The sequence below is a fragment of the Paractinoplanes abujensis genome (assembly GCF_014204895.1).
Lineage (GTDB): Bacteria > Actinomycetota > Actinomycetes > Mycobacteriales > Micromonosporaceae > Actinoplanes > Actinoplanes abujensis.
Genome location: NZ_JACHMF010000001.1, coordinates 2,454,310 through 2,478,848 on the forward strand (window position 1 = coordinate 2,454,310; position 24,539 = coordinate 2,478,848).

Annotated in this window: 22 protein-coding genes; 14 read left to right on the top strand and 8 right to left on the bottom strand. The window is 72.8% G+C overall.

Annotated features, from left to right (window positions below):
* The first annotated feature begins 11 nt into the window (after positions 1 to 11).
* The 3 genes from BKA14_RS10870 to BKA14_RS10880 are packed head-to-tail and all read left to right on the top strand — an operon-like array spanning position 12 to position 3,811.
* Positions 12 to 863, top strand: a complete 852-nt coding sequence (locus BKA14_RS10870) for a fumarylacetoacetate hydrolase family protein (protein WP_221477696.1) — start codon at positions 12 to 14, stop codon at positions 861 to 863.
* Complete coding sequence (locus BKA14_RS10875) at positions 860 to 1,594, top strand: SDR family NAD(P)-dependent oxidoreductase (protein WP_184950809.1); 735 nt, start codon at positions 860 to 862, stop codon at positions 1,592 to 1,594. Before BKA14_RS10870 ends, BKA14_RS10875 begins: the two co-directional genes overlap by 4 nt.
* A gap of 60 nt (positions 1,595 to 1,654) precedes the next feature.
* Complete coding sequence (locus tag BKA14_RS10880; RefSeq protein WP_184950810.1) at positions 1,655 to 3,811, top strand: molybdopterin-dependent oxidoreductase; 2,157 nt, start codon at positions 1,655 to 1,657, stop codon at positions 3,809 to 3,811.
* 37 nt (positions 3,812 to 3,848) lie between these two features.
* Here the strand turns inward: BKA14_RS10880 and BKA14_RS10885 are convergent, their stop codons facing one another.
* On the bottom strand, positions 3,849 to 5,018 hold the full coding sequence (locus tag BKA14_RS10885) for a GAF domain-containing protein (protein WP_184950811.1): 1,170 nt from the start codon (positions 5,016 to 5,018) through the stop codon (positions 3,849 to 3,851).
* Positions 5,019 to 5,093: 75 nt separating this feature from the next.
* Here BKA14_RS10885 and BKA14_RS10890 point away from each other — a divergent pair, with 75 nt between their 5' ends.
* Positions 5,094 to 6,890 (top strand): flavin-containing monooxygenase, encoded by a 1,797-nt coding sequence (locus tag BKA14_RS10890; RefSeq protein WP_184950812.1) that lies wholly within the window; start codon positions 5,094 to 5,096, stop codon positions 6,888 to 6,890.
* Positions 6,891 to 6,931: 41 nt separating this feature from the next.
* Here BKA14_RS10890 and BKA14_RS10895 read toward each other — a convergent pair whose 3' ends face one another.
* A complete protein-coding gene (locus BKA14_RS10895; RefSeq protein ID WP_184950813.1) occupies positions 6,932 to 7,507 on the bottom strand; it encodes an NADPH-dependent F420 reductase in 576 nt (191 codons plus the stop codon).
* A gap of 90 nt (positions 7,508 to 7,597) precedes the next feature.
* Between BKA14_RS10895 and BKA14_RS10900 the strand changes: the two genes are divergently transcribed.
* Entirely contained in the window at positions 7,598 to 8,116 is a 519-nt protein-coding gene (locus BKA14_RS10900; RefSeq protein ID WP_184950814.1) for a MarR family winged helix-turn-helix transcriptional regulator, read from the top strand.
* 54 nt (positions 8,117 to 8,170) lie between these two features.
* Complete coding sequence (locus tag BKA14_RS10905) at positions 8,171 to 9,082, top strand: DMT family transporter (RefSeq protein ID WP_184950815.1); 912 nt, start codon at positions 8,171 to 8,173, stop codon at positions 9,080 to 9,082.
* A gap of 94 nt (positions 9,083 to 9,176) precedes the next feature.
* Here BKA14_RS10905 and BKA14_RS10910 read toward each other — a convergent pair whose 3' ends face one another.
* Entirely contained in the window at positions 9,177 to 9,659 is a 483-nt protein-coding gene (locus BKA14_RS10910) for a DUF6584 family protein (protein ID WP_184950816.1), read from the bottom strand.
* 163 nt (positions 9,660 to 9,822) lie between these two features.
* On the opposite strand from BKA14_RS10910, the gene BKA14_RS10915 reads away from it, so the two are divergent.
* Together BKA14_RS10915 and BKA14_RS10920 are read left to right on the top strand one after the other, a co-directional pair.
* Entirely contained in the window at positions 9,823 to 10,443 is a 621-nt protein-coding gene (locus BKA14_RS10915) for a hypothetical protein (protein ID WP_184950817.1), read from the top strand.
* Between the two features lie 17 nt (positions 10,444 to 10,460).
* Positions 10,461 to 10,940, top strand: a complete 480-nt coding sequence (locus BKA14_RS10920; RefSeq protein ID WP_184950818.1) for a GvpU-like protein — start codon at positions 10,461 to 10,463, stop codon at positions 10,938 to 10,940.
* 7 nt (positions 10,941 to 10,947) lie between these two features.
* Here BKA14_RS10920 and BKA14_RS10925 read toward each other — a convergent pair whose 3' ends face one another.
* The 3 genes from BKA14_RS10925 to BKA14_RS10935 all read right to left on the bottom strand — a co-directional run bounded on the left by BKA14_RS10925 (position 10,948) and on the right by BKA14_RS10935 (position 13,982).
* Complete coding sequence (locus tag BKA14_RS10925; RefSeq protein ID WP_184950819.1) at positions 10,948 to 11,841, bottom strand: DUF5995 family protein; 894 nt, start codon at positions 11,839 to 11,841, stop codon at positions 10,948 to 10,950.
* A gap of 117 nt (positions 11,842 to 11,958) precedes the next feature.
* A complete protein-coding gene (locus BKA14_RS10930) occupies positions 11,959 to 12,903 on the bottom strand; it encodes a GNAT family N-acetyltransferase (protein ID WP_184950820.1) in 945 nt (314 codons plus the stop codon).
* Positions 12,900 to 13,982 carry a M20/M25/M40 family metallo-hydrolase gene (locus tag BKA14_RS10935; RefSeq protein ID WP_184950821.1) on the bottom strand — a complete coding sequence of 361 codons (1,083 nt, stop codon included), beginning with the start codon at positions 13,980 to 13,982 and terminating at the stop codon, positions 12,900 to 12,902. Before BKA14_RS10935 ends, BKA14_RS10930 begins: the two co-directional genes overlap by 4 nt.
* A gap of 90 nt (positions 13,983 to 14,072) precedes the next feature.
* Here BKA14_RS10935 and BKA14_RS10940 point away from each other — a divergent pair, with 90 nt between their 5' ends.
* Genes BKA14_RS10940 through BKA14_RS10955 form a run of 4 tightly spaced genes read left to right on the top strand, consistent with a single transcriptional unit; the run spans position 14,073 to position 16,985 of the window.
* Positions 14,073 to 14,801 (top strand): GNAT family N-acetyltransferase, encoded by a 729-nt coding sequence (locus BKA14_RS10940; protein WP_184950822.1) that lies wholly within the window; start codon positions 14,073 to 14,075, stop codon positions 14,799 to 14,801.
* Complete coding sequence (locus BKA14_RS10945) at positions 14,798 to 15,424, top strand: MurR/RpiR family transcriptional regulator (protein WP_184950823.1); 627 nt, start codon at positions 14,798 to 14,800, stop codon at positions 15,422 to 15,424. Before BKA14_RS10940 ends, BKA14_RS10945 begins: the two co-directional genes overlap by 4 nt.
* Positions 15,421 to 16,536, top strand: coding sequence for an o-succinylbenzoate synthase (gene menC / locus BKA14_RS10950; protein ID WP_184950824.1), 1,116 nt, complete (start codon positions 15,421 to 15,423; stop codon positions 16,534 to 16,536). The genes BKA14_RS10945 and menC overlap by 4 nt, the downstream gene beginning before the upstream one ends.
* On the top strand, positions 16,533 to 16,985 hold the full coding sequence (locus tag BKA14_RS10955; RefSeq protein WP_184950825.1) for a globin domain-containing protein: 453 nt from the start codon (positions 16,533 to 16,535) through the stop codon (positions 16,983 to 16,985). Before menC ends, BKA14_RS10955 begins: the two co-directional genes overlap by 4 nt.
* Before the next feature lie 4 nt (positions 16,986 to 16,989).
* On the opposite strand, the gene BKA14_RS43780 is transcribed toward BKA14_RS10955, so the two are convergent.
* Positions 16,990 to 17,589, bottom strand: coding sequence for a hypothetical protein (locus BKA14_RS43780; protein WP_260416491.1), 600 nt, complete (start codon positions 17,587 to 17,589; stop codon positions 16,990 to 16,992).
* Between the two features lie 550 nt (positions 17,590 to 18,139).
* On the opposite strand from BKA14_RS43780, the gene BKA14_RS10965 reads away from it, so the two are divergent.
* Together BKA14_RS10965 and BKA14_RS10970 are read left to right on the top strand one after the other, a co-directional pair.
* A complete protein-coding gene (locus tag BKA14_RS10965) occupies positions 18,140 to 23,407 on the top strand; it encodes a diguanylate cyclase (RefSeq protein ID WP_184950826.1) in 5,268 nt (1,755 codons plus the stop codon).
* 68 nt (positions 23,408 to 23,475) lie between these two features.
* On the top strand, positions 23,476 to 24,063 hold the full coding sequence (locus BKA14_RS10970; protein ID WP_184950827.1) for a TetR/AcrR family transcriptional regulator: 588 nt from the start codon (positions 23,476 to 23,478) through the stop codon (positions 24,061 to 24,063).
* 1 nt (position 24,064) lies between these two features.
* On the opposite strand, the gene BKA14_RS10975 is transcribed toward BKA14_RS10970, so the two are convergent.
* Entirely contained in the window at positions 24,065 to 24,526 is a 462-nt protein-coding gene (locus BKA14_RS10975) for a VOC family protein (RefSeq protein ID WP_184950828.1), read from the bottom strand.
* Positions 24,527 to 24,539 lie beyond the last annotated feature (13 nt).

Genomic DNA, 24,539 nt, shown 5'->3' on the forward strand with positions numbered 1-24,539 from the left:
CCGTGTTCCTCATGCGTATCGGAGCCCCCGGCGCCGAGAAGCCCGCCGTCCGCGCCGGCGAGAACGACTACGTCGACGTGTCGGACCTGGTGAAGGACTTCGACGAGGAGTTCTTCGGCAGCGGCGGGATCGAGCGGATCGCCGGGCCGGTGGCCGAGCGGATCGCGGCCGGGGACGTGCGCCTGATCGGCGGGCAGCGCATCGGCGCCCCGATCGCGCGGCCGCACCAGATTTTGTGCATCGGGCTCAACTACAGCGACCACGCCGCCGAGACGGGGCAGGCCGCGCCGGACGAGCCGATCCTGTTCACCAAGTCGCCCAACACGCTGGTCGGCCCGGACGACGACGTGCGCCTGCCCCGCGGCTCGGTCAAGACCGACTGGGAGGTCGAGCTCGGCATCGTGATCGGGCGCCGCACCTCGTATCTGGAGTCGGTCGACGCCGCGGCCGCCGCGATCGCGGGATACGTGCTGGTCAACGACGTCAGCGAGCGCGCCTTCCAGATGGAGCGGGGCGGGCAGTGGGTGAAGGGCAAGTCGGCCGAGACGTTCAACCCGGCGGGCCCGTGGCTGGCCACCCCCGACGAGATCCCGGACGTGAACGACCTGGCCATGTGGCTCGACGTCAACGGCGAGCGCCGCCAGACCGGCAACACCCGGACGATGATCTTCGATCCGTTCTTCGTCGTGCACTACCTCAGCCAGTTCCTGGTGCTGGAGCCGGGCGATCTGATCAACACCGGGACGCCGCCCGGGGTCGGGCTGGGCCTCAAGCCGCCGGTGTATCTGCGGGCGGGGGACGTGATGACGCTCGGCATCGAGCACCTGGGCAGCGCCCGCCAGCAGGTGGTGGGCCCCCGATGACCGGCCTGCGGGCGGTCGTCACCGGCGGCGCCTCCGGGATCGGGCTGGCCACCGCGACCCTGCTGGCCGCGCGCGGCTACCGGGTGGCCACCCTCGATCTCACCGCCGGCGTGCCGGATCCGCTGCTGGGGCTGCGCTGCGACGTCAGCGACGACTCCTCCGTACGGGCTGCGGTGACCGCGGCCGCGGCCGCGTTCGGCGGGCTCGACGTCGTGGTCAACAACGCCGGGATCGGCGCCCAGGGCACGGTCGAGGAGAACGACGACGCCGAGTGGGCGCGGGTCTTCGACGTCAACGTGCAGGGCATCGTCCGGGTCAGCCGGGCCGCGCTCCCCCATCTGCGCGGGTCGTCGCACGCCTCGATCGTCAACACGTGCTCGGTCGCCGCCACCGCAGGCCTGCCGCGCCGGGCCCTGTACAGCGCGACCAAGGGCGCCGTGCTGTCGCTGACCTTGGCCATGGCGGCCGACCACCTGCGCGAGGGCATCCGCGTCAATTGCGTCAATCCGGGTACGGCGGACACCCCGTGGGTGCAGCGGCTGCTGGACGCGGCCGCCGACCCGGACGCCGAACGAGCCGCGCTGGAGGGCCGGCAGCCGTCGGGGCGCCTGGTCACGGCCGGGGAGATCGCGCACGCGATCGCCTACCTGGCCGGGCCGGACGCGTCGGCCACGACCGGGGTGGCGCTGGCCGTGGACGGCGGCATGCAGGGACTGCGACTGCCCAAATAGGGCCGCCCATGGCAGGATACTGACCGGTAACCACTGCCTCGGACGGAAGTGGGTGGCATCGTGGCCGACTCGCGCACCGCGTACCGGACCTGCCCGTTCTGCGAAGCCGCGTGCGGTCTCGAGCTGACGCTCGACCGCGACCGGGTCACTGCCGCCCGCGGCGACCGCGAGCACGTGTTCAGCCACGGCTTCGTCTGCCCCAAGGGCGCCACCTTCGGGCAGGCCAACGACGACCCCGACCGGCTGCGGCGGCCCCTGGTCAAGCGCGGCGGCCAGCACGTCGAGGTGGAGTGGGACGAGGCGTTCGCCGAGGTCGCGCGCGGGCTGCGGCCGATCCTCGACACGTACGGGCCGCACGCGGTCGCGCTCTACCTGGGCAACCCCAACGTGCACACGATGGCGGGCGGCCTCTACGTCACCCCGCTGGTCAAGGCGCTGGGCACCCGCAACGTGTTCTCGGCCAGCACCGTCGACCAGATGCCCAAGCACGTGTCGAGCGGCTACCTGTTCGGCAGCCCGCTGACGATTCCCGTGCCCGATCTGGACCGTACGGACCTGCTGCTCATGCTGGGCGCCAACCCGTGGGAGTCCAACGGCAGCCTGGCCACGGCGGCCGACTTCCCGGGCCGGCTCAAGGCGATCCAGCAGCGCGGCGGCCGGTTCGTCGTGGTCGACCCGCGCCGCACCCGCACGGCCGCGCACGCCGACGAGCACCTGTTCATCCGGCCCGGCACCGACGCGTACCTGCTGTTCGGCATCGTCCACACGCTGTTCGCCGACGGCCTGGTCGCGCTGGGCCACCTGGAGCCGTACGTGACCGGGGTGGACGCCGTCGCCGAACTGGCCGCCGGTTTCGCCCCCGACCGGGTCAGCACGGCCTGCGGTGTGCCCGCGGAACGCATCCGGTCGCTGGCCCACGAGCTGGCGGCCGCCGAGCGCGCCGCCGTCTACGGCCGGATCGGCACGTGCACGGTCGAGTTCGGCACGCTGACGTCGTGGCTGGTCGACGTGATCAACGTGCTGACCGGCCACCTGGACCGGGCCGGGGGCGTGATGTTCCCGCTCGCGGCGCACCTGTCGAAGGGCCGCGGCACCGGCAAGGGGTTCCGCGTCGGGCGGTGGCGCAGCCGGGTGCGCGGCCTGCCCGAGGTCAAGGGCGAACTGCCGGTGGCGACGCTGGCCGACGAGATCGAGACGCCGGGCGCCGAGCAGGTACGCGCGTTCATCACCGTGGCCGGCAACCCCGTGCTGTCCACGCCGAACAGCGGGCGGCTGGACCGGGCCCTGGCCGGGCTGTCGTTCATGGTGAGCGTGGACCCGTATCTCAACGAGACCACCCGGCACGCCGACGTCGTGCTGCCACCGCCGGACGCGCTGCGGAAAGGGCATTACGACTTCTCCTTCCTGGCGCTGGCGGTGCGCAACTTCGCCGCGTACTCGCCGCCGGTCGTCGCCGCGGAGCCGGGCTCGCCCGACGAATGCGACATCCTGGCCCACCTCGCGCTGATCGCGTCCGGCCGGCCCGGCACGGTCACCGAGGTGCACGAGCTGATGCTGGCCCAGGCCCTCGACCGGGCCGGGCTGAGCGAGGCGTCCGGATCCTCACCCGCCGAACGCCTGCTGGACGTCGCGCTGCGCGCCGGAGCGTACGAGGGAATGTCCCTGGATCGTCTGCTGGCGAACCCGCACGGCGTGGACCTGGGCCCGCTGCAGCCGCGGATCCCTGAAGTGCTGCGCACCCCGAGCGGCCGGATCGAGCTGGCCTTCGACGGGCTGACCGCCGAGACCGACCGGCTGCGGGCCGCGCTCGACCGCCCGCGCGACGGCCTGGTGCTGATCGGCCGGCGCCACCTGCGCTCCAACAACAGCTGGATGCACAACGTGCCCGCCCTCGTGAAGGGACGCGACCGGTGCACGCTGCAGATCCACCCGGCCGACGCCGACCGGCTCGATCTGCGCGACGGCGACGACGCCCAGGTCACCTCGCGGGCCGGCGGGCTGGCGGCGCGGGTCGAGGTGACCGACACGGTGATGCCGGGCGTGGTCAGCCTCCCCCACGGCTGGGGCCACGGCGTGCCCGGCACCCGGATGGCGGTGGCGGCCGACCACCCCGGCGTGAACTCGAACATCCTGACCGACGAGACCACAGTCGATCCCCTGTCCGGCAACAGCGTCCTCAACGGCATCCCCGTCGAGATCAAGGCACTGACGGGCTGACGGGCCGATCAGCCATCGGGAAACGGCGGGCGCAGCCCTAATCCCGTACGGTCGAGAGCACCACGCCGGTCGCGAGGCGATAGGGGTTCGTGGCGACCAGGGCGCCGATCGCCCGCCGCAGGCGGGACACCTCGGCCCGGACGGTGACCACGTGCTCGGCGTCGCCGTACAGGAAGCGGCTCAGTTGCGCGGCCGTCAGCCCGGCCGGTCCGCACGCGTCGAGCAGGCTCAGGATCTCGGCGTGGCGGCGGGTCAGCGGGGTGCGCCACGGCTCGGCCTCCGCGCGCACCTCCAGCACGGGGGCCGCGCGCAGGTCGAGCACGGCCCGGATCGTCGCCTGCGGGCCGGCCGGGCGCACCAGCCAGCCTTCGGGCAGCCGTTCGGGCAGGCAGAGACCCATTCCCGGCACGCCGAGGGCCGCACCCTCGCGGGGCGCGCCGATCCGGTCGCGGGCCGCCACCCCGCTGGCCGCGGCCACCCAGCCCTGTTCGTCCACGATCAGCAGCGGGCCGTGCACGGTGGCCACCACGTGCGCGGCCGAGCGCCGCAGCCGGTCCAGCCGGTCCGCGTGGTGGCGCCACAGCTGCGCCTCGGCCAGCCGTACGCCGGTCTCGACCAGCGCCTCGATCGCCGGGTGCAGGGTGAGCGCGGGGCCGCTGACGTCGACGATGCCCAGCAGGTCACCCGTACGCGGGTCGTGCACCGGGTGGGCCGTGCAGTACCAGGCGTGCTGAGCCTGCTCGAAGTGTTCGGCCGAGAACAGCTGCACGGGCGCCGCCTCGACCAGGGCCGTGCCGATGGCGTTGGTGCCGACGGCCGCCTCCGTCCAGTCGGCGCCCTCGGCGAACCCGAGTCCGTCGGCCCGGCGCAGCAGCCCGGACGGCCCGGCCCGCCACAGGATCACGCCGTCGGCGCCCGTGATGACCAGCAGGAACCCGTCGGCCAGCCGCAGCAGGTCGTCGGCCACCAGGGCCAGCGGGGATTCCCGGCGCAGCCGCTCGACCTCGTCGAACGGCACGGGGTCGCGCGCGTTGGCCCGGGCCGGGTCGAGGCCGAGCCCCAGGACACGTGACCACGAACGCTCGACCAGCGCGCGCGGGCGGTGCGGGGGCCGGTCGCCGGCGAGCACCGCGTCGTGCACCCGGCGCAGCTCACGGGCGTGCCGCGTCAGGTCGGTGCCGGGCCGCACCGCGCGGAAATCGCCCACGACTGAGCATGGCCCGCCTGTGCAATGTGTTGCAACCCTGTTGCGGACCGGAGTCGCCGCGGTCTCGTGGGAGGCATGACGCAGACAACCGAGCTCTCCCTCCGGCAGCGCGTGGACGACTGGCTCGCGTCCTTCGAGGCGGCGCTGCGGGCCCGGGACGTGCCGGCCGCGGCCGCGCTGTTCGCCCCCGCCTGTTTCTGGCGCGACCTGGTCGCCTTCACCTGGAACATCACCACGGTCGAGGGCCGCGACGGCGTCGCCGACCTGCTGACCAGCACGTTGGAGACGACCGGCCCGTCCGGTTTCGAGCTGACCGAGGAGCCGACCGAAGCGGGCGACGTGATCGACGCGTGGTTCCGGTTCGAGACGGCCACCGGGCGCGGCGCCGGGCATCTGCGGCTCACGTCGGAGGGCGCGTGGACGCTGCTCACGACGCTGCGCGAACTCAAGGGCTTCGAGGAGAACCAGGGCGAGCGGCGGCCTCAGGGCGTCGAGCACTCACTGGCCCGGGGGCGCAAGTCGTGGAAGGAGAAGCGTGACGAGGAGGCCGCCACTCTGGGGCTCACCGAACAGCCGTACGTGGTGGTGATCGGCGGCGGTCAGGGCGGCATCGCGCTCGGGGCCCGGCTGCGGCAGCTCGGCGTGCCGGCGCTGGTGATCGACAAGAACGCGCGGCCCGGCGACCAGTGGCGGGGCCGGTACAAGAGTCTGTGCCTGCACGACCCCGTCTGGTACGACCACCTGCCCTACCTGCCGTTCCCCGCGAACTGGCCGGTGTTCTCACCCAAGGACAAGATCGGCGACTGGCTGGAGATGTACACGCGCGTGATGGAGGTGCCCTACTGGACTTCTTCCACCGTACGGTCGGCGCGGTTCGAGGACGGCCGGTGGAGCGTCGTCGTGGAGCGCGCGGCCGGCACGGTCGAGCTGACCCCGGCGCATGTCGTGTTCGCGACCGGTATGTCGGGCAAGCCGAACTGGCCCACCTTTGCGGGGCAGGACGTGTTCCGCGGCGAGCAGCAGCACTCGAGCGGACATCCGGGCCCGGAGGCGTACGGGGGCAAGAAGGTTGTCGTCGTCGGGTCGAACAACTCGGCTTTCGACATCTGCGGCGCCCTGTGGGAGCACGGCGCGGATGTGACCATGGTGCAGCGCTCGTCGACGCACATCGTGAAGTCGGCCTCGCTGATGGACATCGGGCTGGGCGACCTCTACTCCGAGCGGGCCGTCGCGAGCGGGGTCACCACCGACAAGGCCGACATGATCTTCGCGTCGATCCCGTATCGGATCATGCACGAGTTCCAGATTCCCCTGTACGAGCGGATGGCCGAACGCGACGCCGATTTCTACGCGCGTCTGGAGAAGGCCGGCTTCCGGCACGACTGGGGCGCCGACGGGTCGGGGCTGTTCATGAAGTATCTGCGACGCGGCTCCGGCTACTACATCGACGTGGGCGCGGCCGACCTGGTCGCCGACGGCCGGGTCAAGCTCGCGCACGGGCAGGTCGACCGGCTCACCGAGGACGCCGTGGTGCTCGAGGACGGCACCGAGTTGCCCGCCGACCTGGTGGTCTACGCGACCGGGTACGGCTCGATGAACGGCTGGGTGGCCGACCTCGTCGACGCCCCGACCGCGGCCAAGGTGGGCAAGGTGTGGGGCCTGGGCTCGGACACCCCCAAGGACCCCGGCCCGTGGGAGGGCGAGCAGCGCAACATGTGGAAGCCCACCCAGCAGGAGAACCTGTGGTTCCACGGCGGCAACCTGCATCAGTCGCGGCACTACTCGCTCTACCTGGCCCTGCAGCTCAAGGCCCGCTACGAGGGCCTGCCCACTCCCGTCTACCGCCTGCAGGAGTCGCATCACACGGGCTGACCAGCGCCGGGCGCCGGCCGCTGGGCCGGCGCCCGATGGCGTCAGGCGACGGCCGCGAAGCCACCGTTCCAGGACAGCTTCTCGCCGGCGGCCAGCGTCATCTGCAGGAAGGCCAGCGATTCGAGCTCGCGGGCCCGCTTGAGCGACCCGGCGTCGACGGCGCGCAGACCGGCCGCGGTGACGACCTCGGACAGGGCCGCCTTGGCGCCGGCGTCGTCGCCCGCGATCAGCACGGCGGTGGTCTCCGCGCCGACCGAGCCGGTGGCCAGGGTGCCGGCGAAGTTGGTGTTGAAGGCCTTGACGACCTGGGACTGCGGCAGCGCCCGGGCCAGTTCGGCGGCGGCGGATCCGTCGGCCGGGACGGTCAGGTCGTCGAAGGTGGCGAAGTCGACCGGGTTGGTGATGTCGACGACGACCTTGCCCGCGAGCTGGGCGCCGCGGGTGGCGACGATGTCGGCCAGGGCGGCGTGCGGCACCGCGAGGATGACGATGTCGCCGGTGACGGGCTGGTCGGCGCCGGAGGTGTTGAGCTGCTGGACGGTGTTCCCGCCCTTGGCGACGAGACCGCCGATGGCCTGACCCATGTTGCCGGTGCCGAGGATGCTGATGTTTGCCATGATGTCCTCCGAAGCCAATTGGTTGTTGCGACAACCTTTGCACGGATCGGAGGTTGTAGCAACAACTAAAGTCGTGAGACACTTGTGACCGTGGACACGCGATGGCTCGACAACCAGCAGAAGGCGGCCTGGGTGCGCCTGGCCGCCGTGCTCGAACTTCTGCCGGCCGCCCTGGACTCGCAGCTGCGGCGAGACTCCCAGCTCACCCACTTCGACTACTTCGTGCTGGCCATCCTGAGCGAGGCGCCCGGGCGCACGCTGCGGATGACGGCCCTGGCCGACCACACGACAGCGACGCTGGCCCGCCTGTCGCACGTCGTGCAGCGGCTGGAGGCGCGCGGGCTGCTCGAACGCTTCCCCTGCCCCGAGGACAAGCGGGCCACCAACGCCCGGCTGACCGAGCAGGGCTGGAAGAAGGTGCAGGAGGCCGCGCCGGGCCACGTGACGACCGTACGGGAGAACGTCATCGACGCCCTGAGCCCCGAGCAGGTCGGGCAACTGGCCGCCATCGCCGACGCGGTCCTGCACCGCCTCGACCCGGAACGCGCGCGGGCCGCGGTGTACGAGAGGTACGACGAGCCGGGTCAGCGGGGGTGCGGGGAGTCATAGGGTCGCGTCCGTTTTTCGCTGGCGACCGAACGATCGGCGGGGTGGGATGTCGCTATGACGTCTCCCCGGGTGCCGGGCGCCGCGGTTGCCGCCGCGTCCGTCACGGTCGTGTTCTGGGCCTCGGCCTTCGTCGGGATCCGGGCCGCGGCTCCCTACTTCTCGCCGGGCTCGCTCGCCCTGGGCCGCCTGCTGTCCGGCTCGGTGGTCCTGGTGCTGTTCCTGGCCGTACGTCGTCAGGGCCTGCCGCCGCGAGCCGCCTGGCCCGGCATCGTCGTGTCCGGCGTGCTGTGGTTCGGGCTCTACATGGTGGCCCTGAACTGGGGCGAGGAACTGGTCGACGCGGGCACCGCGGCCATGGTCGTCAACGTCGGCCCGGCGCTGATGGCCCTGCTGGCCGGATGGCTGCTGCACGAGGGCTTCCCGCCGCGCCTGCTGGCCGGCATCGCGGTCTCGTTCGCGGGCGCGGTCGTGGTCGGCCTGTCGATGTCCGGCGGCGGCCGCGCGTCCGTCCTGGGCGTGCTGCTGTGCCTGGTCGCCGCGGTCACGTACGCCTCCGGCGTGGTGGCTCAGAAGCCGGCCCTGCGGCACGCGACCGCGCTGCAGGCCACCACGTTCGGCTGCCTGATCGGCGCGCTGGCCTGCCTGCCCTTCGCCGGGCAGCTGCTCGGCGACCTGGCCGACGCGCCGCTGCCGGCCACCCTCAACGTGATCTACCTGGGTGTCTTCCCCACCGCGGTGGCCTTCACGACGTGGGCCTACGCCCTGGCCCGCACGACCGCGGGCAAGATGGGCTCCACGACCTACGCCGTCCCGGTCGTGGTGATCCTGCTGTCGTGGCTGATCCTGGACGAGGTGCCGACCGCGCTGGCCTGCGCCGGCGGCGCGTTGTGCCTGGCCGGCGTGGCCGTGTCGCGCAGCCGTCCGCGCAAGCCGGCGCAGGAGCCGCTCACGAGATCGCACCAGTGACCGCCTCGGGCGAAGCACCATGGACGGACCGCCCCGGTTGCGCGGATGCCTTCCGGCTCCTGCCGTCCGGCCCGCTGTAAGCGTCAACAGCCGCTCAGAACACCTTGCCCAGCACGAAAGCCACCGAGGTCCACAGCCCCACCCCGAGCAGGAGGGCCACGAGCAGCAGCCCGCCGGTGACCACGAAGCAGGTCAGCAGGCCCGAGTCGTCGTCCTGCGGAACTCGGCGTTCGGCCCGCGCCCGCTCCGCCAGGCCGAGATAGCGGTCGAGCGCCCGCGGTCCCAGCCCGCGGGGCGGTTCCCTGGTCAGACGCAGCGCCCCCAGCCGGGCCACCGGCGAGGGGTAGGCCCGCTCGAACGCCGCCAGCTCGGCCTCGGGCGCGTCCTCGGCCAGGAAGCCCCAGCGACCGGCCTGGGTCCAGTCCCCCACCCGGCGATACACAGCGGCCCGGCGCAACCGCAGGTCCAGATCGTCGGGATGGTTGACGGCCAGGCTGGCCAGGCGCTGCTGGGCGAGATGAGTGTGGCCCCGTTCCAGATCCGTCGCGACGCGCGCGAGGACCTCCGACTTCCCCATGGCGATCAGCGTGCCGTCCGGAGCCCGTACGGGGAAGAGACTTTTGGTCGTGTCTCTCGCCGGCCACGGCCCGGCTCGGGTCGCGGACGTGTGGCCGGCCCGCCTTCGAGACGCACCGCCGCAGCCGGGCGGCGGGCTCGCGGGCACTGACTACTATGGGCGCGTGCTGATCCTCGCGGCGATCTCCCGGTGGCGTGCCGGATTTCTGGTGGCGTCCCTCGTCGTGGCGATCGTGCTGCAGTTCAGCCCCGCGCTGCAACTGGCGGGTTTCGGGCTGTTCTTCGTCCTGCTGTTCGGGTCGCTGGCGGGTCACCTCACCTACCACCCGGCGACGCTCGAGCCCGGCGCCAACCCGGGGCTGGTGATGAGCGCGGCCGGCTTCACGATCCTGGGGGCCAACCTGGTCTCCGACGGGGTGAGCGATCTCGTCGCCGGCCGGGACGTGTGGTGGGGAGACCTTCCGTCCACCGTGATGTGGATCGTGCTGGTCGCGTTCTGGTGGTACATCGCGCTCGGCCCGCACGGCGTACGGCTGCGTTCCGACGGGCTGCACGACCGCCAGCCGTTCGGGAGCTTGTTCGTGCCGTGGGAGGCGCTGGGCTCCGCGAGCGCCGGGCGGCGCAACGAGGTCCTTCTGCGTTACGCACGGCCGGAGTTGGTCGTGCGGCGCGGGCTGCGCCCCGGCCGGGCGACGATCAACCCGGTCACCGAGGCCGGCTACCTGGCGTCCGCGATCAACGCGAGGGTACAAACGGGCGATAACGCCCCGTTGCCGCGAGGCTGACACCTAAAGTCGTGCACATGCTGGATCCGATGCTCAACGGCGGCTCGGCGCAGGTCAACTGGGCCGAGCCGGACGCCGTGCTGGGCACGTACGTGGCCCAGATGGACCGGCTCACCGAGCCCGTCGACCCCGGCGTGCCGCTCAGCCTGAACGTGCACGGGCTGCTCGTCAGCGGCGAGCTGATCCCCCAGTGGCAGTGGTTCGCCGAGGTCAGCGAGCTCAACGACCACGAGGACGCCTTCTACGTGGGCACGGCCGAGCACGTCAAGGAGCAGTCCGACCTGGCCCACGACGCGGTCAAGATCCGGGACACGGGCGGCGAGGTGACGCACCGGCAGTACACGGCGCTGATGACCCCGACGCGCTACATCCACCTGCGCAACGCGCGGGTCCACAGCCCGGGCCTGCACTCCGGCGACGGCGGATCGCTGTGGCGGGGACGGCTGGCCGACGTCTCCGGCTGGACGCCCGGCACGACCACGCTGATCGAGGACTGACCGGCTGTCAGGCCGCGAACCGCCGGCGGAAACGGCGCCACCCGCCGCCCGCCCCGGTGACGATCCGGTCGCCGACGATCAGCCACTCGGCCAGCAGCGAGGCCGCCCTGTCCATGGTGCGGCGGGCCTGCTCGAAGTCCTCGCCGTCGTGGCGCAGCAGCCACAGCTCGCGGGCCTGGTCCCACGCCCGGGCCCGGGTCACGGTGACCAGCACGCGCTGGCTCCAGTCGTCGAGCGGGCCGACGAGCTCGTCCAGCTCGAGCTGCCACTTGCTGGAGAAGCCGCGGCGCAGGGGCGGGATCTCCTCGTAGAAGATCTCGTTGACCAGCAGATAGTCGGGGTGGACGGTGTCGTCCAGGGGGGCACCGGTCTCGTTCCACGTGCCGATCAGGGCCAGCGCCAGGTCGTGGTTGATGTGCGCGTTGACGCCGAGCACGGCCGCGGTCAGCCGGCTCATCCGCGTGTCGCCGGCCCGCTTGAACAGGACCTCCCACACGTCGGGGGTTTCCTCGTCGTCGTTGTTCCACCCCTCGAGCGCGGCGAAATAGCGCTTGGCGAACTCGATGTCGAGCAGCTCGAGGAAATCGGGCTCGTTGACCCCGGTCAGGATCGCGAGCTCCACCCGCCGGGTGATCTTGAGGTAGAGCGCGTTGAACGCGGACACCCTGTTCTTGGCCGGGCTGGGCGGCAGCTCGTCCAGCACGGCCTGCAACGCCACGAGCCGGGTGACGACCGACCCGATGCTCTGCGGATGCCCGTCGAGCAGCTCGGTCACCTTCTCGCGCAGCGGATGCCAGCCGCGACCGGCCGGGATCTCCAGCGCCGACAACTCCAGCCGTTTGGTGCGCAGCAGCTCGGCGCTGCCCCGCGCCAGCTCACGATCGAACGCCGTGGCAGTCATGCCGAACACAATTCGCTCCCGAACCGCTTCGCACCACCTCCGTGTCGGCAAACTGTCGCGCGAGTTCGCTCACATCGGACACTCGGCCGGCGGCCGCGCCGCACCGCCTGTCGCCGGTCAGAACTGGAACACCGACCAGCGGTCGACCGGCTCGAACCCGAGCATCGCGTTGACCGCGCGCATGGGGGTGTTGTCCTCGGCGTTCCAGGCCTCGACGACCCGCAGGGCGGGCTCGCCGTCACGTGCGTACGCGTGGTTGGCCGCCTTGACGATCAGCCCGAGCCGTCGTCCGCGGTGAGCGGGCTCGACGATCGTGATCCGCTGCCGCGCGTACGCGTCGTCGTCCGACTCGAACGCCAGTTTGGTACGGGCGACGATCCGGCCGGTGGCGTCGTGCCGGGCCGCGGTCGAGAACGAACGGTGGCCCCGGCCGGCCTCGGTCGCCTCCTGGGCCCGGATCCGCGCCACGTCGTACGCCGTCGGCTGCACCGCCAGGTCGCCGGTGGGCGCGTCGAGCATGAGCCGCCCCTGCAGCGCGGCCACGTCCTCGACGACCCCGCCGGGCGCAGCGTCGCGCCACTGCACCAGCGAATATCCCCGCGCGTGGGACCACGCCTCGGTCAGGTCCAGCTCCGGGCGCTCGGCCACCCGGCACCGGGACCTGATGCTGGTCATGCCGGGCCGGTGACCACGGCGGACGAGGTGCTGGTAGCCCGCCCCGCCGTGCGCGGTCTGGATCTCGATCAGGCTCGCGTGCTGTGCGCGGACCTCCGCCAGCAGCCCGGAGCCGATGCCGCGCCGCCGGAACTGCGGATGCACGACCAGTTCCAGGCCGACTGTGCTCGCCGCGCCGTTGCCGGGCAGCGAGCAGCACGCGGCGCCGACGACCTGGTCCCCGTCGCGGGCCAGCAGCACCTGCTCGGTCGTGCCGGGCCACGGATGCTCGAACCGGGCCAGGTGGTCCCGCCGGCTCGGCGCGAGAAAGTCGGGCGCGGTGGCCATCAGGTCGTACCACTGGCTCATGGCCAGAAGGTCCGAGGGGTCGAGCCGGGCGATCGTCACGCCGCCAAGCCTGTCATCAGGGCCGCGAGGAGGTCGGTGCGGTCGGCGATGCCTTGCGCGGACACCCATTCGTGCCGGGCGTGCGCTCCCCCGCCGGGTGGGGCCAGGCCGTCGACGGTGGGGCGGCCCATCGCGCCGGTCGTGTTGGTGTCGGCGGCGCCGTCGGCCGGGCGCCCGCCGAGCTGCTGGCCGATCCCGGCGGCCACGCGGACGATACGGGCCAGCAGGTCCGTCGTGGGTTCGTCCTCCCGCCACGTCGGCCGGTGCGCGAGCAGCGTCGTTTCCAGAGCGGCCCTTTCCCGTACGGGGGAAAGCCCGTCCAAGCCGCCCAGAACGGCCCGCTCGTCGTCGAGCGACACGAACCTCAGCCCCAGGTCGGCGTGCGCGTGCCCGGCCACCACGTTGGTGCGGCCGCCCCCGGTGATCGTGCCCGCGTTGAGCAGCACCGGCCGCCCCTCGACCAGCCCGCGCACCCGTACCAGCTGGTCGACCAGCTCGTCGATCGCGTTCACCCCCGCGCCGGGGTCCAGGGCGGCGTGGGCCTCGATGCCGGTGACCGTGATGCGGGCCCGGGTGCTGCCGCGGCGGCCCGTCTTCAGGTCGCCGCCCGGGTGCGGGGGCTCCAGCCCGAGCACGGCGGTGGCCCGGGCCGCCTCGGCGCGCACCAGGTCACCCGCGGTGGGTGAGCCGATCTCCTCGTCCGCCACCACGATGACCCGTACCTCGGGACGGTCTTGACCTCGGTCGTGCAGGCGGGTCGCGGCGGCGAGCAGCGCGACGAGGCCGGCCTTGGTGTCGTAGACCCCCGGGCCGCGCACGGTGTCACCCTCGACCGTGAACGGCATGCCGGCCAGCGTGCCGACCGGCCAGACCGTGTCGTAGTGGCTGAGCAGCAGCAGCTCGCCGCCCGTGACGCCGCGGGCGGGCAGGGTCCAGAGCAGGTGGTCACCCTCGCGCGTGGTCGCGAACCCGGCCGCGGCGGCGTCGGCCTCGAGCACCTCGGCCAGGGCGGCGAGCGCTTTGCCGTCCCCGGTCGGCGACTCCAGCCCGGTGTAGTGGCGCAGCCTGTCGAGTGTCATATACGGACGCTAAGTTCGTGTGTGCACGTTGTCAACGGCAGTAGACGCGGGCAGGATGGCGAACATACGAAACGTATCCTGGAGGTGGCCATGGGGCTCGAGGTGCGCGACCTGGCCGGGCTCGGCGAGTGGTCGCTGGCGTCGGCGCTCTACCGTGCCGTCTTCGGATACACCCAACCCGAGTTCGGGATCAGCCCGCGCCTGCTGGCCGCCCTGCAGGAGAACTCGGGCTCGGTGATCGGCGCCTTCGACGGGTCCGCGCTGGTCGGCTTCTGCTACGGCTTCACGGCGGTCGACGGCGGCGAGATCTACCACTACTCGCAGGCCGCGGCGGTGGCGCCCCGCTCGCAGGGGCAGGGCGTCGGGCGCAAGCTCAAGGTCGCCCAGGCCGCGGCGGCCCGCGCCACGGGGGCCCGCACGATGCGGTGGACCTTCGACCCGTACGCGTTACGCAACGCGCACTTCAACCTGTCGGTGCTCGGCGCCACCGCCGTTCGGTTCCTGCCCGACTACTACGACGACGGCGCCTCGGATCGCCTGCTCGTCTCGTGGGACCTGACCGATCCTCGCTCGCTTCCGTCCCGCCCCTCGACCGGCGCCCCTCCCGTGCCGCCACCGCAGCCCCCACGCGCCGGGATCTCCGGCTCCCCGGACGTCGTGACGGCCCGGGCCGACCATCGTCGTGCCGCGCCCACGCTCGCCGAACGGGCCCGGCTCCGGGGCGCACTCATGGCACGCTTTCAGGACGGCGGCGTTCTGGTCGCCGTCGAGACCAGCGGTGATCAGGCCGTCTACCGGTTCGAGAGGGCAGCGAAGTGACCACCAGCCCCGCCGAGCGGTTCGACCGCAACGTGCAGCGGCGTTCGGCCCGGGTGCTCAAACAACGGGTGCTCGACCAGCAGCGGGAAGCGTTCGGCAAGGCCCTGGCCTGGGCCGCCGAACACGACGCCATCGAGCAGGCCGCGGCCCGCATCGTGTCGGCCCGGCGGCGCTACCTGCTCGGCAACGGCAAATCACTCGGCTACGCGTCGATGCTCAACGCCGACCTCAGCGCGGGCCTGTCCGGGGTGCATCTGGTCGACGGGGCGAACCTGCGGCCGCTGGACGTGCTCGGCGACATCCGGCAAGGCGACCTGCTGGTGGCGATCCTGATGGCGCGTTACCGCCGGGACACGGTGGCGGTGGCGGAGTCGTACGTGGCCCACGGCGGCGAACTCGTGCTGATCACCGACGCCGAGGACGCGCCGCTCACGGCCGAGGCGTCCACCCGCGTCGTCATCGGGGCGGACACGGCCTCGTACGCGAGCTCACCGACCTCGGTCGTGCTGGCTCTGCACCTGCTGGCCACGCTGACCATCGCCAGTTCCAAAGGGGCCGGCCGCCGCCTGCACGAACGGGACGCCCTGGCCGCCGAACTCGACCTCTACGTGGAGCCGGCATGACCCGCATCCAAGGCATCGAAATGTTCCGCGTACGGCTCCCGCTGCTGCACGAATTCACCACGAGCTCGCACGCCAAGCGTTTCCTGGAACACATCCTGGTCGCACTGACCGCCACCGACGGCACCGTGGGCTGGGGTGAGATCGCCTCGCCGAGCGGCCCGTTCTATTCGGCCGAAACCGTCGACAGCTGCTGGGCGGTGGCCCGCGACCACCTGGCCCCCATCGTGCTGCGCACCACCTGGGACCATCCCGCCACGCTGGCCGCCGCCCTGGCCAAGGTGCGCGGCAACCATTTCGCCCGGGCCGGTTTCGACATGGCCGCCTGGTCGGTGTGGTCCGCCGCGCACGGCGTCCCGCTCGCCTCCGCGCTCGGCGGCACCCGCAGCACCGTCGAGGCGGGCGTCTCCCTCGGCCTCGAACCCACCATCGACGACCTGCTGGCCCAGGTCGCCCCGCGCGTCGCCGAGGGCTACCGCCGGGTCAAACTCAAGATCGCACCGGGGTGGGACATCGAGCCCGTACGGGCGGTGCGGTCCGCTTTCCCCGACGTCCCGCTGCATGTGGACGCCAACGGTGCGTACGGGACCTCGGACGTGGCCACCCTGAAGGAACTGGACACCCTCGGCCTGCTGATGATCGAGCAGCCGTACGCCCCCCGAGCCCTCACCGACCTGGCCGACCTGCAGGCGCAGCTCGACACGCCCGTCTGCCTGGACGAGTCGATCGAGGAGGTCGACGACCTGATCACGGCCCTGCGCCTGGGCGCCGGCCGCATCCTCAACATCAAGGTGTCGCGGATGGCCGGGCTGACCCCCGCCGTGCGGGCCCACAACATCGCCCTGGACCACGGCCTGCCGGTCTGGTGCGGCGGCATGCACGAATTCGGCATCGGCCGCGCCGCCAACGTGGCCCTGAGCGCCCTCCCCGGCTTCACCCTGCCCTCGGACGTCTCCGGCTCCGACAAGTACTACGCCCGCGACGTCACCACCACCCCCATCACCAGCACCAACGGCCAGGTCGAGGTGCCCACCATCTACGGCCTGGGCCGCGACCCCGACTTCGCTTTCGTCCAAGCCAGCACCACGGCCCGATGGCATTCTCACCGTCCATGACGAGCGTCTACGAGGCAGCGGGCCGGCTCGAAGGCCTGACCCGGCTGGCTGCGGCCTGGCACACCCGCGTCCTGGCCGACCCGGTAGTGAGCCACGCCTTCAGCCACGGCCACCATCCCCAGCACACGGCCCGGCTGGCCGCCTACTGGGCGGAAGCCCTCGGCGGCCCGCCCTCGGGTCTGAACGAGTCCGAGGTAGTCCGCATGCACAGCGGCAACGGCCCCCACGAAGAGATGAACCGGCGAGCCATAACCTGCTTCACCCAGGCCCTGACCGACGCCGGCCTGACCGGCCCCGTACGCCAGGTCCTGCTCGACTATTTCACCTGGTCCACAAACACCTCAATGAACCGCTACCACACCACAGCCGACGACGTCCCCGCCAACCTGGCCCTGCCCCGCTGGACTTGGACCGGCCTGGGAACGACGAATTCGCCCCACCAACCTTGACGAATCAACTCACCGGGCCGGTCGTCAGGAAACAGGACCAAGGACCTGAGACCACAGAACTGCTCGGCAGGTCCTCGACGATGTCCCCCACAGCCACCGTCACCGCGTAGAGGCCGGACGGCACGGCGGCCTCCCGCGCGCCCGGTGTGGCCACCCCGGCCGAGCCCGCGGGCAGTTGCGCGTGCATGAAGGGGGCCGGCCGCGTGCCGGCCTGCCCGGCGGCGGGGTTGCGGGCGCGGCCGTTGCCGGTGAGGCCGACCGGCGGGCCCTCGCCCAGGTCGACCCAGCCGTAGCCGCGGGCCGTGGTGAAGGCGCCGCCCGAGGCGCGGACGTCTCCGGTCGCGGGCGTGCTCGCGGCGTCGGAGAAGTCGACCTTCAGCGGCGGGAAGTCTGCGGTGACGCGGCTGATCTCGACGGAGTTCAGTTTCGTGTTGGTGCCGCCCAGCGCGTCGACGGTCAGGCGGCCGGCACGGTCATGGTGGCCGACCGGAACTCGGCCGCCGCGGTGAAGACGAACCCGTTGACGGCGGTCACCCCTTCCACCCGTACGGTGTGCCGGCTGTCGTACGCGGGCTGGTCGCCTGCCGACTCCGTCACCCGGCACGTCCCGTCGGCCACCGCGTACTCCCACGCGCCCTCGGTGGCCACGCCGCTCGTCCCGCCGACGTCGCCGTACTGCAGGTGGATCACCGTGTTGAGCCGGGCGTCCACGCCGGACCGGGCCCGGTCGCGGGTGTTGCGGGTCGGGTCGAGCGGCTCGTTCGGGCCGCGCCGGATCCGCGCCCGGTGTCGAAGGCAGCCCCGGTGTCGGCGGTCCAGCCGGTCGGCACCGCGGAGGCGGCGGGCTGAAAGGTGACCTGGGCGAGCGGGGTGACCGCGGCGGCAGCCGGAGTGGCGGGCACCGCGGCCCCGGCCGGCACGAGCGTGGCGGCTACGAACCATCGACGAGGACGCATGGCCGGCCACGTCGCACGCTCATGAGCTGCACGGTGAGTCGGAAATCGGCAGGCGCGGCACCTTGCGGTGGGGCGCGAACAGCGACCACCGGCCGATAAGCGGAGTGCCCGTACAAGCGATCGATTTCCGCTCGGAGGTGGTATCCCACCAGGACCGGGGCGTACCGTCCGGTGAGCCCTCCGACAGGGAAGGAAACGTTGACCGCCATCTTTGGGGCCACACCGGGATCAATCGCCGATCTCGAAGTGGTCGCGCAGCTCGGCCGGGGTGCCGAGACGGTGGTCTACCGTGTCCGGCGGCGCGGCGAGGACTATGCGCTCAAGGTGCTGGCGGCGGCCGACTCGGGGCGCGCGCTCAACGCCATCCGGCGTGAGGCCGCGCTGCTCGGCTGTGTCGGGCATCCGCTGCTGCCGCGGATCTTCGAGGTGGGCCGGTCCGACGCGGGCGCCTACCTGGTGCTCGAATACATCGACGGCGCCCCGCTGACCCAGGTGCTGCGGCGCGGCCCGCTCGACGAGGACGACGTGGTGCGGCTGGCCGTCGACCTGGTCGGCCCGCTGGCCGCCGCGCACCGGGCGGGCCTGGTGCACCGCGACGTCAAGCCGGACAACGTGATCGTGGAGCGCACCGGCCGGGCCCGCCTGATCGACTTCGGCCTGGCCGGGCGCTACGGCACGTACGAGGACGGGGTGGCGGGCACGCTGGCGTACAGCGCGCCCGAGCAGACCGGCATGCTCAAGCGCCCGGTCGACGGCCGCAGCGACCTGTACGCGCTGGGGGTGCTGCTCCACGAGTGCGTCACCGGCCAGGTGCCGTACTACTCCGACGACGTCGGCGAGCTGATCCGGCTGCACGCCACGGCGCCCGTGCCCGACGCGCGCGAGCTGCGCCCCGGTGTCTCCGCCGGCCTGGCCGCGATCCTGGCCACGCTCATGGCCAAGGACCCCGACGACCGCTATCAGAGCGGCGAGGGCCTGCTGACCGACTTGCGGCGGCTGACCGAGCGGCCGGGTGAGCGGTTCGAGCCGGGCACCGACCGCCAGGGCGTACGGCCGCTCGGCCCCACCCTGCTCGTGGGCCGCGATCAGGAGGTGATCGCGCTGGCCAACCGCTGGCTGCGGGCGCGCGACGGCGCGGGCGGAGCGGCGGTGGTGGAGGGCCCGGCCGGCGCGGGCAAGACCCGGCTGGTGCGCGAGCTGACCAACGCCGTGGCCTCGGACGGCGACCTCGTGCTGTACGGCAAGTGTGTGCCCGACGACCCGGTGCCGCTGGCTCCTCTGCGCGGCGCGGTGGAGCGTTACCTCCGTACGGTGGAACGCCTGCCCGGCCGCGAACGGGACCAGGCCGTGAGCCGGTTGCACCGGGCCGCGGGGCGCGGCGGTCCCCTGCTGCGCACCCTGTCGCCGCTGCTGGCCGACCTCATGCAGGCCCCCGAGATCGGTGAACTCAACCGGCAGGAGCAGTTCGTCAACGCGGTCGCGGCGTTCCTGGTCGGGCTGGCCGACGAGTTCCAGGGCGCGGTGCTGCACATCGACGACGTGCAGTGGCTCGACGGCCCCACCCGGCGGGTGCTGCAGCAGGTCACCAACCGGCTCACCGGCACTCCGCTGCTGGTCATCGCGACCAGCCGGGACGACCCGGACAGCGCGGCCGCGCTCGACCGGTTCGGCGCCGACATGGACGCCACGCTCGACCTGCGGCTGCCGCTGCGCCCGCTCGACGCCGACGCCGTGGCGCAGCTGGTCGACGAGCATCTGGGCGGCGTACGGCTGCCCCGGGACCAGGCCGCCGAGCTGGCCGAACGGGCCGGCGGCAACCCGTTCATCGTCGGTGAGTACGTGCGCGCGGTCTTCGACGCCGGGCTGGTCACCCCCTCGTGGGGCGGGTGGACGCTCGACCTGGCCGGGCTCGACCGGCTCGAACTGTCCGGCGACGCCGTCGACCTGGTGCTGCAGCGCATCGACGGCCTCGGCGAGGAGAGCCGGGCGCTGCTGATGGCCGGGGCGACGGCCGGGCGCTGGTTCCCGACCGAGCTGGTGGCGGCGGTCTGCGGCATCGACCCGCGGCACGCGGGCACGCTGCTGGCCGAGGCCGAGTCGCGGCGGCTGGTCACCGCGGCCGGCACGGGCGGATACCGGTTCCTGCACGACCGCATCCGCGAGGCGCTGCTGATCGGCCTGGACGACACGGCCACCCGCCGGCTGCACCAGCGGATCGCCGAGATGCTCGATGCGTCCACCTTCGACGACCCGCGCTACGTCTACCTGACCGCCCGGCACTACGCGCTGGGCGAGCCGCACCGCCGCCCCGACCGGGTGCATCTGAGCGGGTTCAACGCGGGCCGGCTGGCCCTGGCCGAGCACGCCCCGGCCGAGGCCCGCACGTTCCTGGAGACCGCGCAGCAGGCCGCCGAGAACGCGGGCCTGACCCCGCTGCCGGGCTTCTACGTCGCGCTCGGCACCAGCTGCGCCCGGTCCGGCCGGTTCGCCGAGGCGCTGCGCCACCTCGACCACGCGCTGCGCGACGAGCCGGACAAGCTGCGCCGGGCCGAGATCCGGGCGCTGGTGGCCCAGGTGCACAACGCCTCGTGGAATCCGGACCGGGCCTTCGACGCCGTCCGCCGCGGTCTGTCCGAACTGGGCCGGCCGCTGCCCCGCGGGAAGTTCGCGCTGATCGCCACCACGCTGGTGTCGGTGCTGCTCGGTCTGTTCGTCGGCCGCACCCGCCTCGGGTTCGGCAGCGCCCGCGACCGCGCCCGCGAGCGCTACCGGCTTCAGGCCATCCTGTACGACCTGGGCACGTTCGCCCTGTCGATGCGGATGCGCCGGCTGATGCGGGCCATGATGAGCCTGCGCGCGCTCTACCCGATCAACCGGCTCGGCCCGGGCCGCGAGTACGCCCAGCACATGGCCGGCCTCGGCGTCATCGCCGACGTGGCGGGCCGGCCCGCGCTGGCCAACCGGCTCTACGACCGCTCGGCCGCCGTGGCCGCCGAGATCGGCGACCCCGAACTGGTCGGCTACGTCGAATGGAAACGCGGGGCGGGCAGCCACCTGGGCGGGCGCGACGACGACTCGCAGGTCTGGGGCCGGGCCCTGATCGAGCACGAACGCTGGCTCGACCTCGGCGACTACCTGACCGCGGTCGGCGGCGTGTGCATGCAGTACTTCCAGCGCGGGCGCACCGCCGACGCCGAGGCCTGGCTGCGGCGGGCCAAGGCCCGCATCGGTCCCGGCGCCGAGGCCGAGGGGGCCGCGATCCGGGCCGTCGAGGCCGCCATCGCCGCCCAGCGGGGACGGCTCGACGAGGCCGCCGCGCACATCGAGGCGCTGCGCCGGTTCCTGCGGGCCAACCCGGACAACCCGATGCAGCTGATCAACCTGTACGGAGCCCGGATGATCGCGCTGGTCGAGAGCGACCAGCTGGGCGAGCAGTTCGACCGGCTGGCCGCCGAGTTCGCCGGGCTCGGCATCAAACCCGGCGCGATCGTCCCCCAGCAGCGGGTGATCTACATCTTCGAGGCGCTGGGCCGGCTGACCCGCTGCCGCCGCGCCGGGGGTGGCCCCGAGATGCGCTCCGCGGCGCAGGAGGCCATCGACCGGCTCGGCGAGAAGGCCACCAGCAAGCCGCTGCGCGCGTTCCACCGGGTCGCCCGGGCCGACTTCGAGGTGCTGGACGGGCGGCCCGCGGAGGCGGTGCGCACCCTGGCCGGGGTCGAGCTCGACCTGCTGCCGATGGACGCGCCGCTGATCGCGTACGAGGCGGCCCGCGTGCACGCCCGCGCGCTGCAGGCACTCGGCCAGCCCGGCCCGGCGGCACTGCAGGCCGCCGCGGCCCGCACGATCGCCGTGGACCAGCGGTGGCCGCAGCGGGTGCGCTGGGCCGAGCAGGAATTCGGCGAGGTGCGGCCCGAGCCGCCCAGCCCCGCGCCGCTGGTCACCACCGGCGGCCGGCACGCCGCCCAGGGCGGGGCGGCCGCCCTCTACCGCCGTCGGCTGGAGGCGCTGCAGCAGGTCAGCCAGGCTTCGGCCAGCCTGCTCGACCCGCGCGAACTGGCCCGGGTGGCGCTCGACGAGACCCTGCGGTTCCTCGGGGCCGAACGGGCCTTCCTGTTCCTGCTCGACCGTGACCTCAACCAGCTCGTGCCGCACGTCGGCCGGGACGGCGCCAGCCACGACATCCGGCAGCTCACCGGTTACAGCGCCACGCTGGTCGACCGCGTCCGGGAGACCGGGGAGCCGCTGGTCGTGACCGGGTCCGAGGAGGGGGTGGCGCTCGGCTCGCACAGCATGCAGGCGCACGGGCTCCGGAGCATCCTGATCGCGCCGCTCACGTTCGACGGGCAGCTGCGCGGCGTGGTCTACCTGGACAGCCGGGTCGCCAAGGGCGTGTTCACCGGCGACGACGTGGCGATCCTGAAAGCCATCGCCAACCACATCGCGGTGTCGCTCGAGACCGCCCGCGCGGCCCAGCTCGAGGTGGCGGTGCAGACGGCCAGCCGGCAGCGCGACGTGGCCGAGACGCTGCGCGCGGCCATGGCCGACCAGAGCTCCTCGCTCGACCCCGACGAGGTGATGCGCCGCCTGCTGAGCAGCCTGGTCCGTACGGTCGGGGGCAGCTCGGCTGTGCTGCTGACCCGCACCGAAGGCGACGGGCTGGTGGTGGCGGCCTCGCACGGCGACGGGGCGGCGGTGGGCCGGCGGTTCACGGTGCCGGCCGACCTGCTCGGCCTGACCGGGCCGCGCACCCGTACGGCGGGCAGCGGCGCGGAGTCGGTCGACGCGCTGCTGGGGGCGCCGCGCAGCTGGTGGGCGATCCCGGTGGCTGTGCGGGGGGAGTCGTTCGGCATCCTGCTGGTCGGGTCGGCCCGCCACGAGCCCATCAGCGAGGCGCAGGCCCAGATCGCGGCGGCCATCGCCGGGCAGGGCATGACCGCGTACGAGAACGCCCGGCTGTTCAGCCAGGTGCGGCGGCTGGCCACGGTCGACGGCCTGACCGGTCTCTACAACCGCAACCACTTCTTCGGCGAGGCCGAGGAGGAGCTGCGCCGGGCCCGGACGCAGCGCACCCCGGTCGCCGCGGTGATGGTCGACATCGATCACTTCAAGAAGATCAACGACACGTACGGGCATCCGGTCGGCGACGAGGTGATCCGCGTGGTGGCGGCCCGGCTGCGGCAGGCCCTCGGCCCCGGCGGCGTGCTGGGCCGTTACGGCGGCGAGGAGTTCGCCGTGGTGACGCCGCAGGACCGGGCGGCCGCGACCGAGGTGGCGGCGCGGCTGCACCGGGCGGTGACGGGTGAGCCGGTGCCGACCGCCGCGGGCCCGCTGCCGGTGACGATCAGCGTCGGGCTGGCCTGCGGCGAGGGCGCCGACCCGGATCTGCGGCACCTGCTGAGCCGGGCCGACCGGGCGCTCTACGAAGCCAAGCAGACCGGCCGCGACCGGGTCTGCGTCGCACCCTGAAGCTCCACTTGAGGGTTAGTTTCCCTGCTCACGGTCATGATTTCGACCGCTCGTGCTAAATTTCGACCGTGCGGTCCTCCTTCATCGAGCAGGCCCGGCGGCGCCAGTTCGTGCAGTGCGCGCTCGACTCACTGCACGAAACAGGCTTCGCCGGCACGTCGCTGGCCGCGGTGGCCGAGCGGGCCCAGATCTCCAAGAGCGTGGTGGTCTACCACTTCGGCTCCAAGCAGGCGCTGCTCGAGGCGGTCGTCGAGTCGGTCTACGCGAGCCAGGTCCCCGACGTCGTGGCCGCCCTCGACGCGGCCTCCGGCCCCCGCGCGCGCCTGCTCGCCTACGTGCGCATCGCGGTGCTGTTCGCCGCCGGCAACGCGCACGCCCTGACCGCCGTGGCCGAGATCTTCCGCAACCTGCGCCGCCCCGACGGCACCTTGCGTTACACCGCGGCCGACAACGAACAACTGATCACCTTCGTCGAGAACCTGCTCCGCGACGGCCAGGCCACCGGCGACTTCGGCGATTTCGACCCGCGCACGGTGGCCCTCGTCATCCGCTCCGCCCTCGATGCCCTGCCCGAGCGCTTCACCCTCGACCCGGCCCTGACCGGCCCCGACGTAGCCGCCAAACTCTGCGACGCCGTCGACCGCATGACCCGCTGAGTCAGGCCGCGGGGGTGGTGTTGACCTGGAGGATCCAGGTGACGCCGAAGCGGTCGGTGAGCATGCCGAAGCCGGGGCTGAACGGGGACGGGCCGAACTTCTCGACGATCTCGGCGCCCGCGGCAAGTTTGTCCCACAGGGCGCCTACCTCGTCGGCCGTGTCGCCGCCGACGGCTACGAAGAACCGCTCGCCGGTCAGGGTGAGGCCGTTCTCGCGGGTGGTGGGGGTCAGCGGGGCGGTGGCCACGGCGTGGCCGGGGATGTCGTAGGCCAGGATGGTGAAGCCGTTGTCGGCGGTGACCTGGCCGAAGACGACGTTCCCGGCGTCGGGCAGGTCCTCGGGCATCCCGAAGTCGCGGTAGGCGACGACCGTCAGGTGACCGCCGAACACGGACTGGTAGAACTCCAGGGCCGCCCGGGCGTCGCCGCGGAAGTTCAGGTGGGTGTTGGTGGTGATCGCCATGGTGGGGCTCCTC

Bases quoted from the DNA above. Each gene is read 5' to 3' on its own strand.
- BKA14_RS10920 (WP_184950818.1), top strand. From the start codon at position 10,461: ATGCTGGATCCGATGCTCAACGGCGGCTCGGCGCAGGTCAACTGGGCC.
- BKA14_RS10895 (WP_184950813.1), bottom strand. From the start codon at position 7,507: ATGGCAAACATCAGCATCCTCGGCACCGGCAACATGGGTCAGGCCATC.
- BKA14_RS10910 (WP_184950816.1), bottom strand. From the start codon at position 9,659: ATGGGGAAGTCGGAGGTCCTCGCGCGCGTCGCGACGGATCTGGAACGG.
- BKA14_RS10905 (WP_184950815.1), top strand. From the start codon at position 8,171: ATGACGTCTCCCCGGGTGCCGGGCGCCGCGGTTGCCGCCGCGTCCGTC.
- BKA14_RS10955 (WP_184950825.1), top strand. From the start codon at position 16,533: ATGACGAGCGTCTACGAGGCAGCGGGCCGGCTCGAAGGCCTGACCCGG.
- menC (WP_184950824.1), top strand. From the start codon at position 15,421: ATGACCCGCATCCAAGGCATCGAAATGTTCCGCGTACGGCTCCCGCTG.
- BKA14_RS10940 (WP_184950822.1), top strand. From the start codon at position 14,073: ATGGGGCTCGAGGTGCGCGACCTGGCCGGGCTCGGCGAGTGGTCGCTG.
- BKA14_RS10890 (WP_184950812.1), top strand. From the start codon at position 5,094: ATGACGCAGACAACCGAGCTCTCCCTCCGGCAGCGCGTGGACGACTGG.
- BKA14_RS10975 (WP_184950828.1), bottom strand. From the start codon at position 24,526: ATGGCGATCACCACCAACACCCACCTGAACTTCCGCGGCGACGCCCGG.
- BKA14_RS10935 (WP_184950821.1), bottom strand. From the start codon at position 13,982: ATGACACTCGACAGGCTGCGCCACTACACCGGGCTGGAGTCGCCGACC.
- BKA14_RS10925 (WP_184950819.1), bottom strand. From the start codon at position 11,841: ATGACTGCCACGGCGTTCGATCGTGAGCTGGCGCGGGGCAGCGCCGAG.
- BKA14_RS10870 (WP_221477696.1), top strand. From the start codon at position 12: ATGCGTATCGGAGCCCCCGGCGCCGAGAAGCCCGCCGTCCGCGCCGGC.
- BKA14_RS10875 (WP_184950809.1), top strand. From the start codon at position 860: ATGACCGGCCTGCGGGCGGTCGTCACCGGCGGCGCCTCCGGGATCGGG.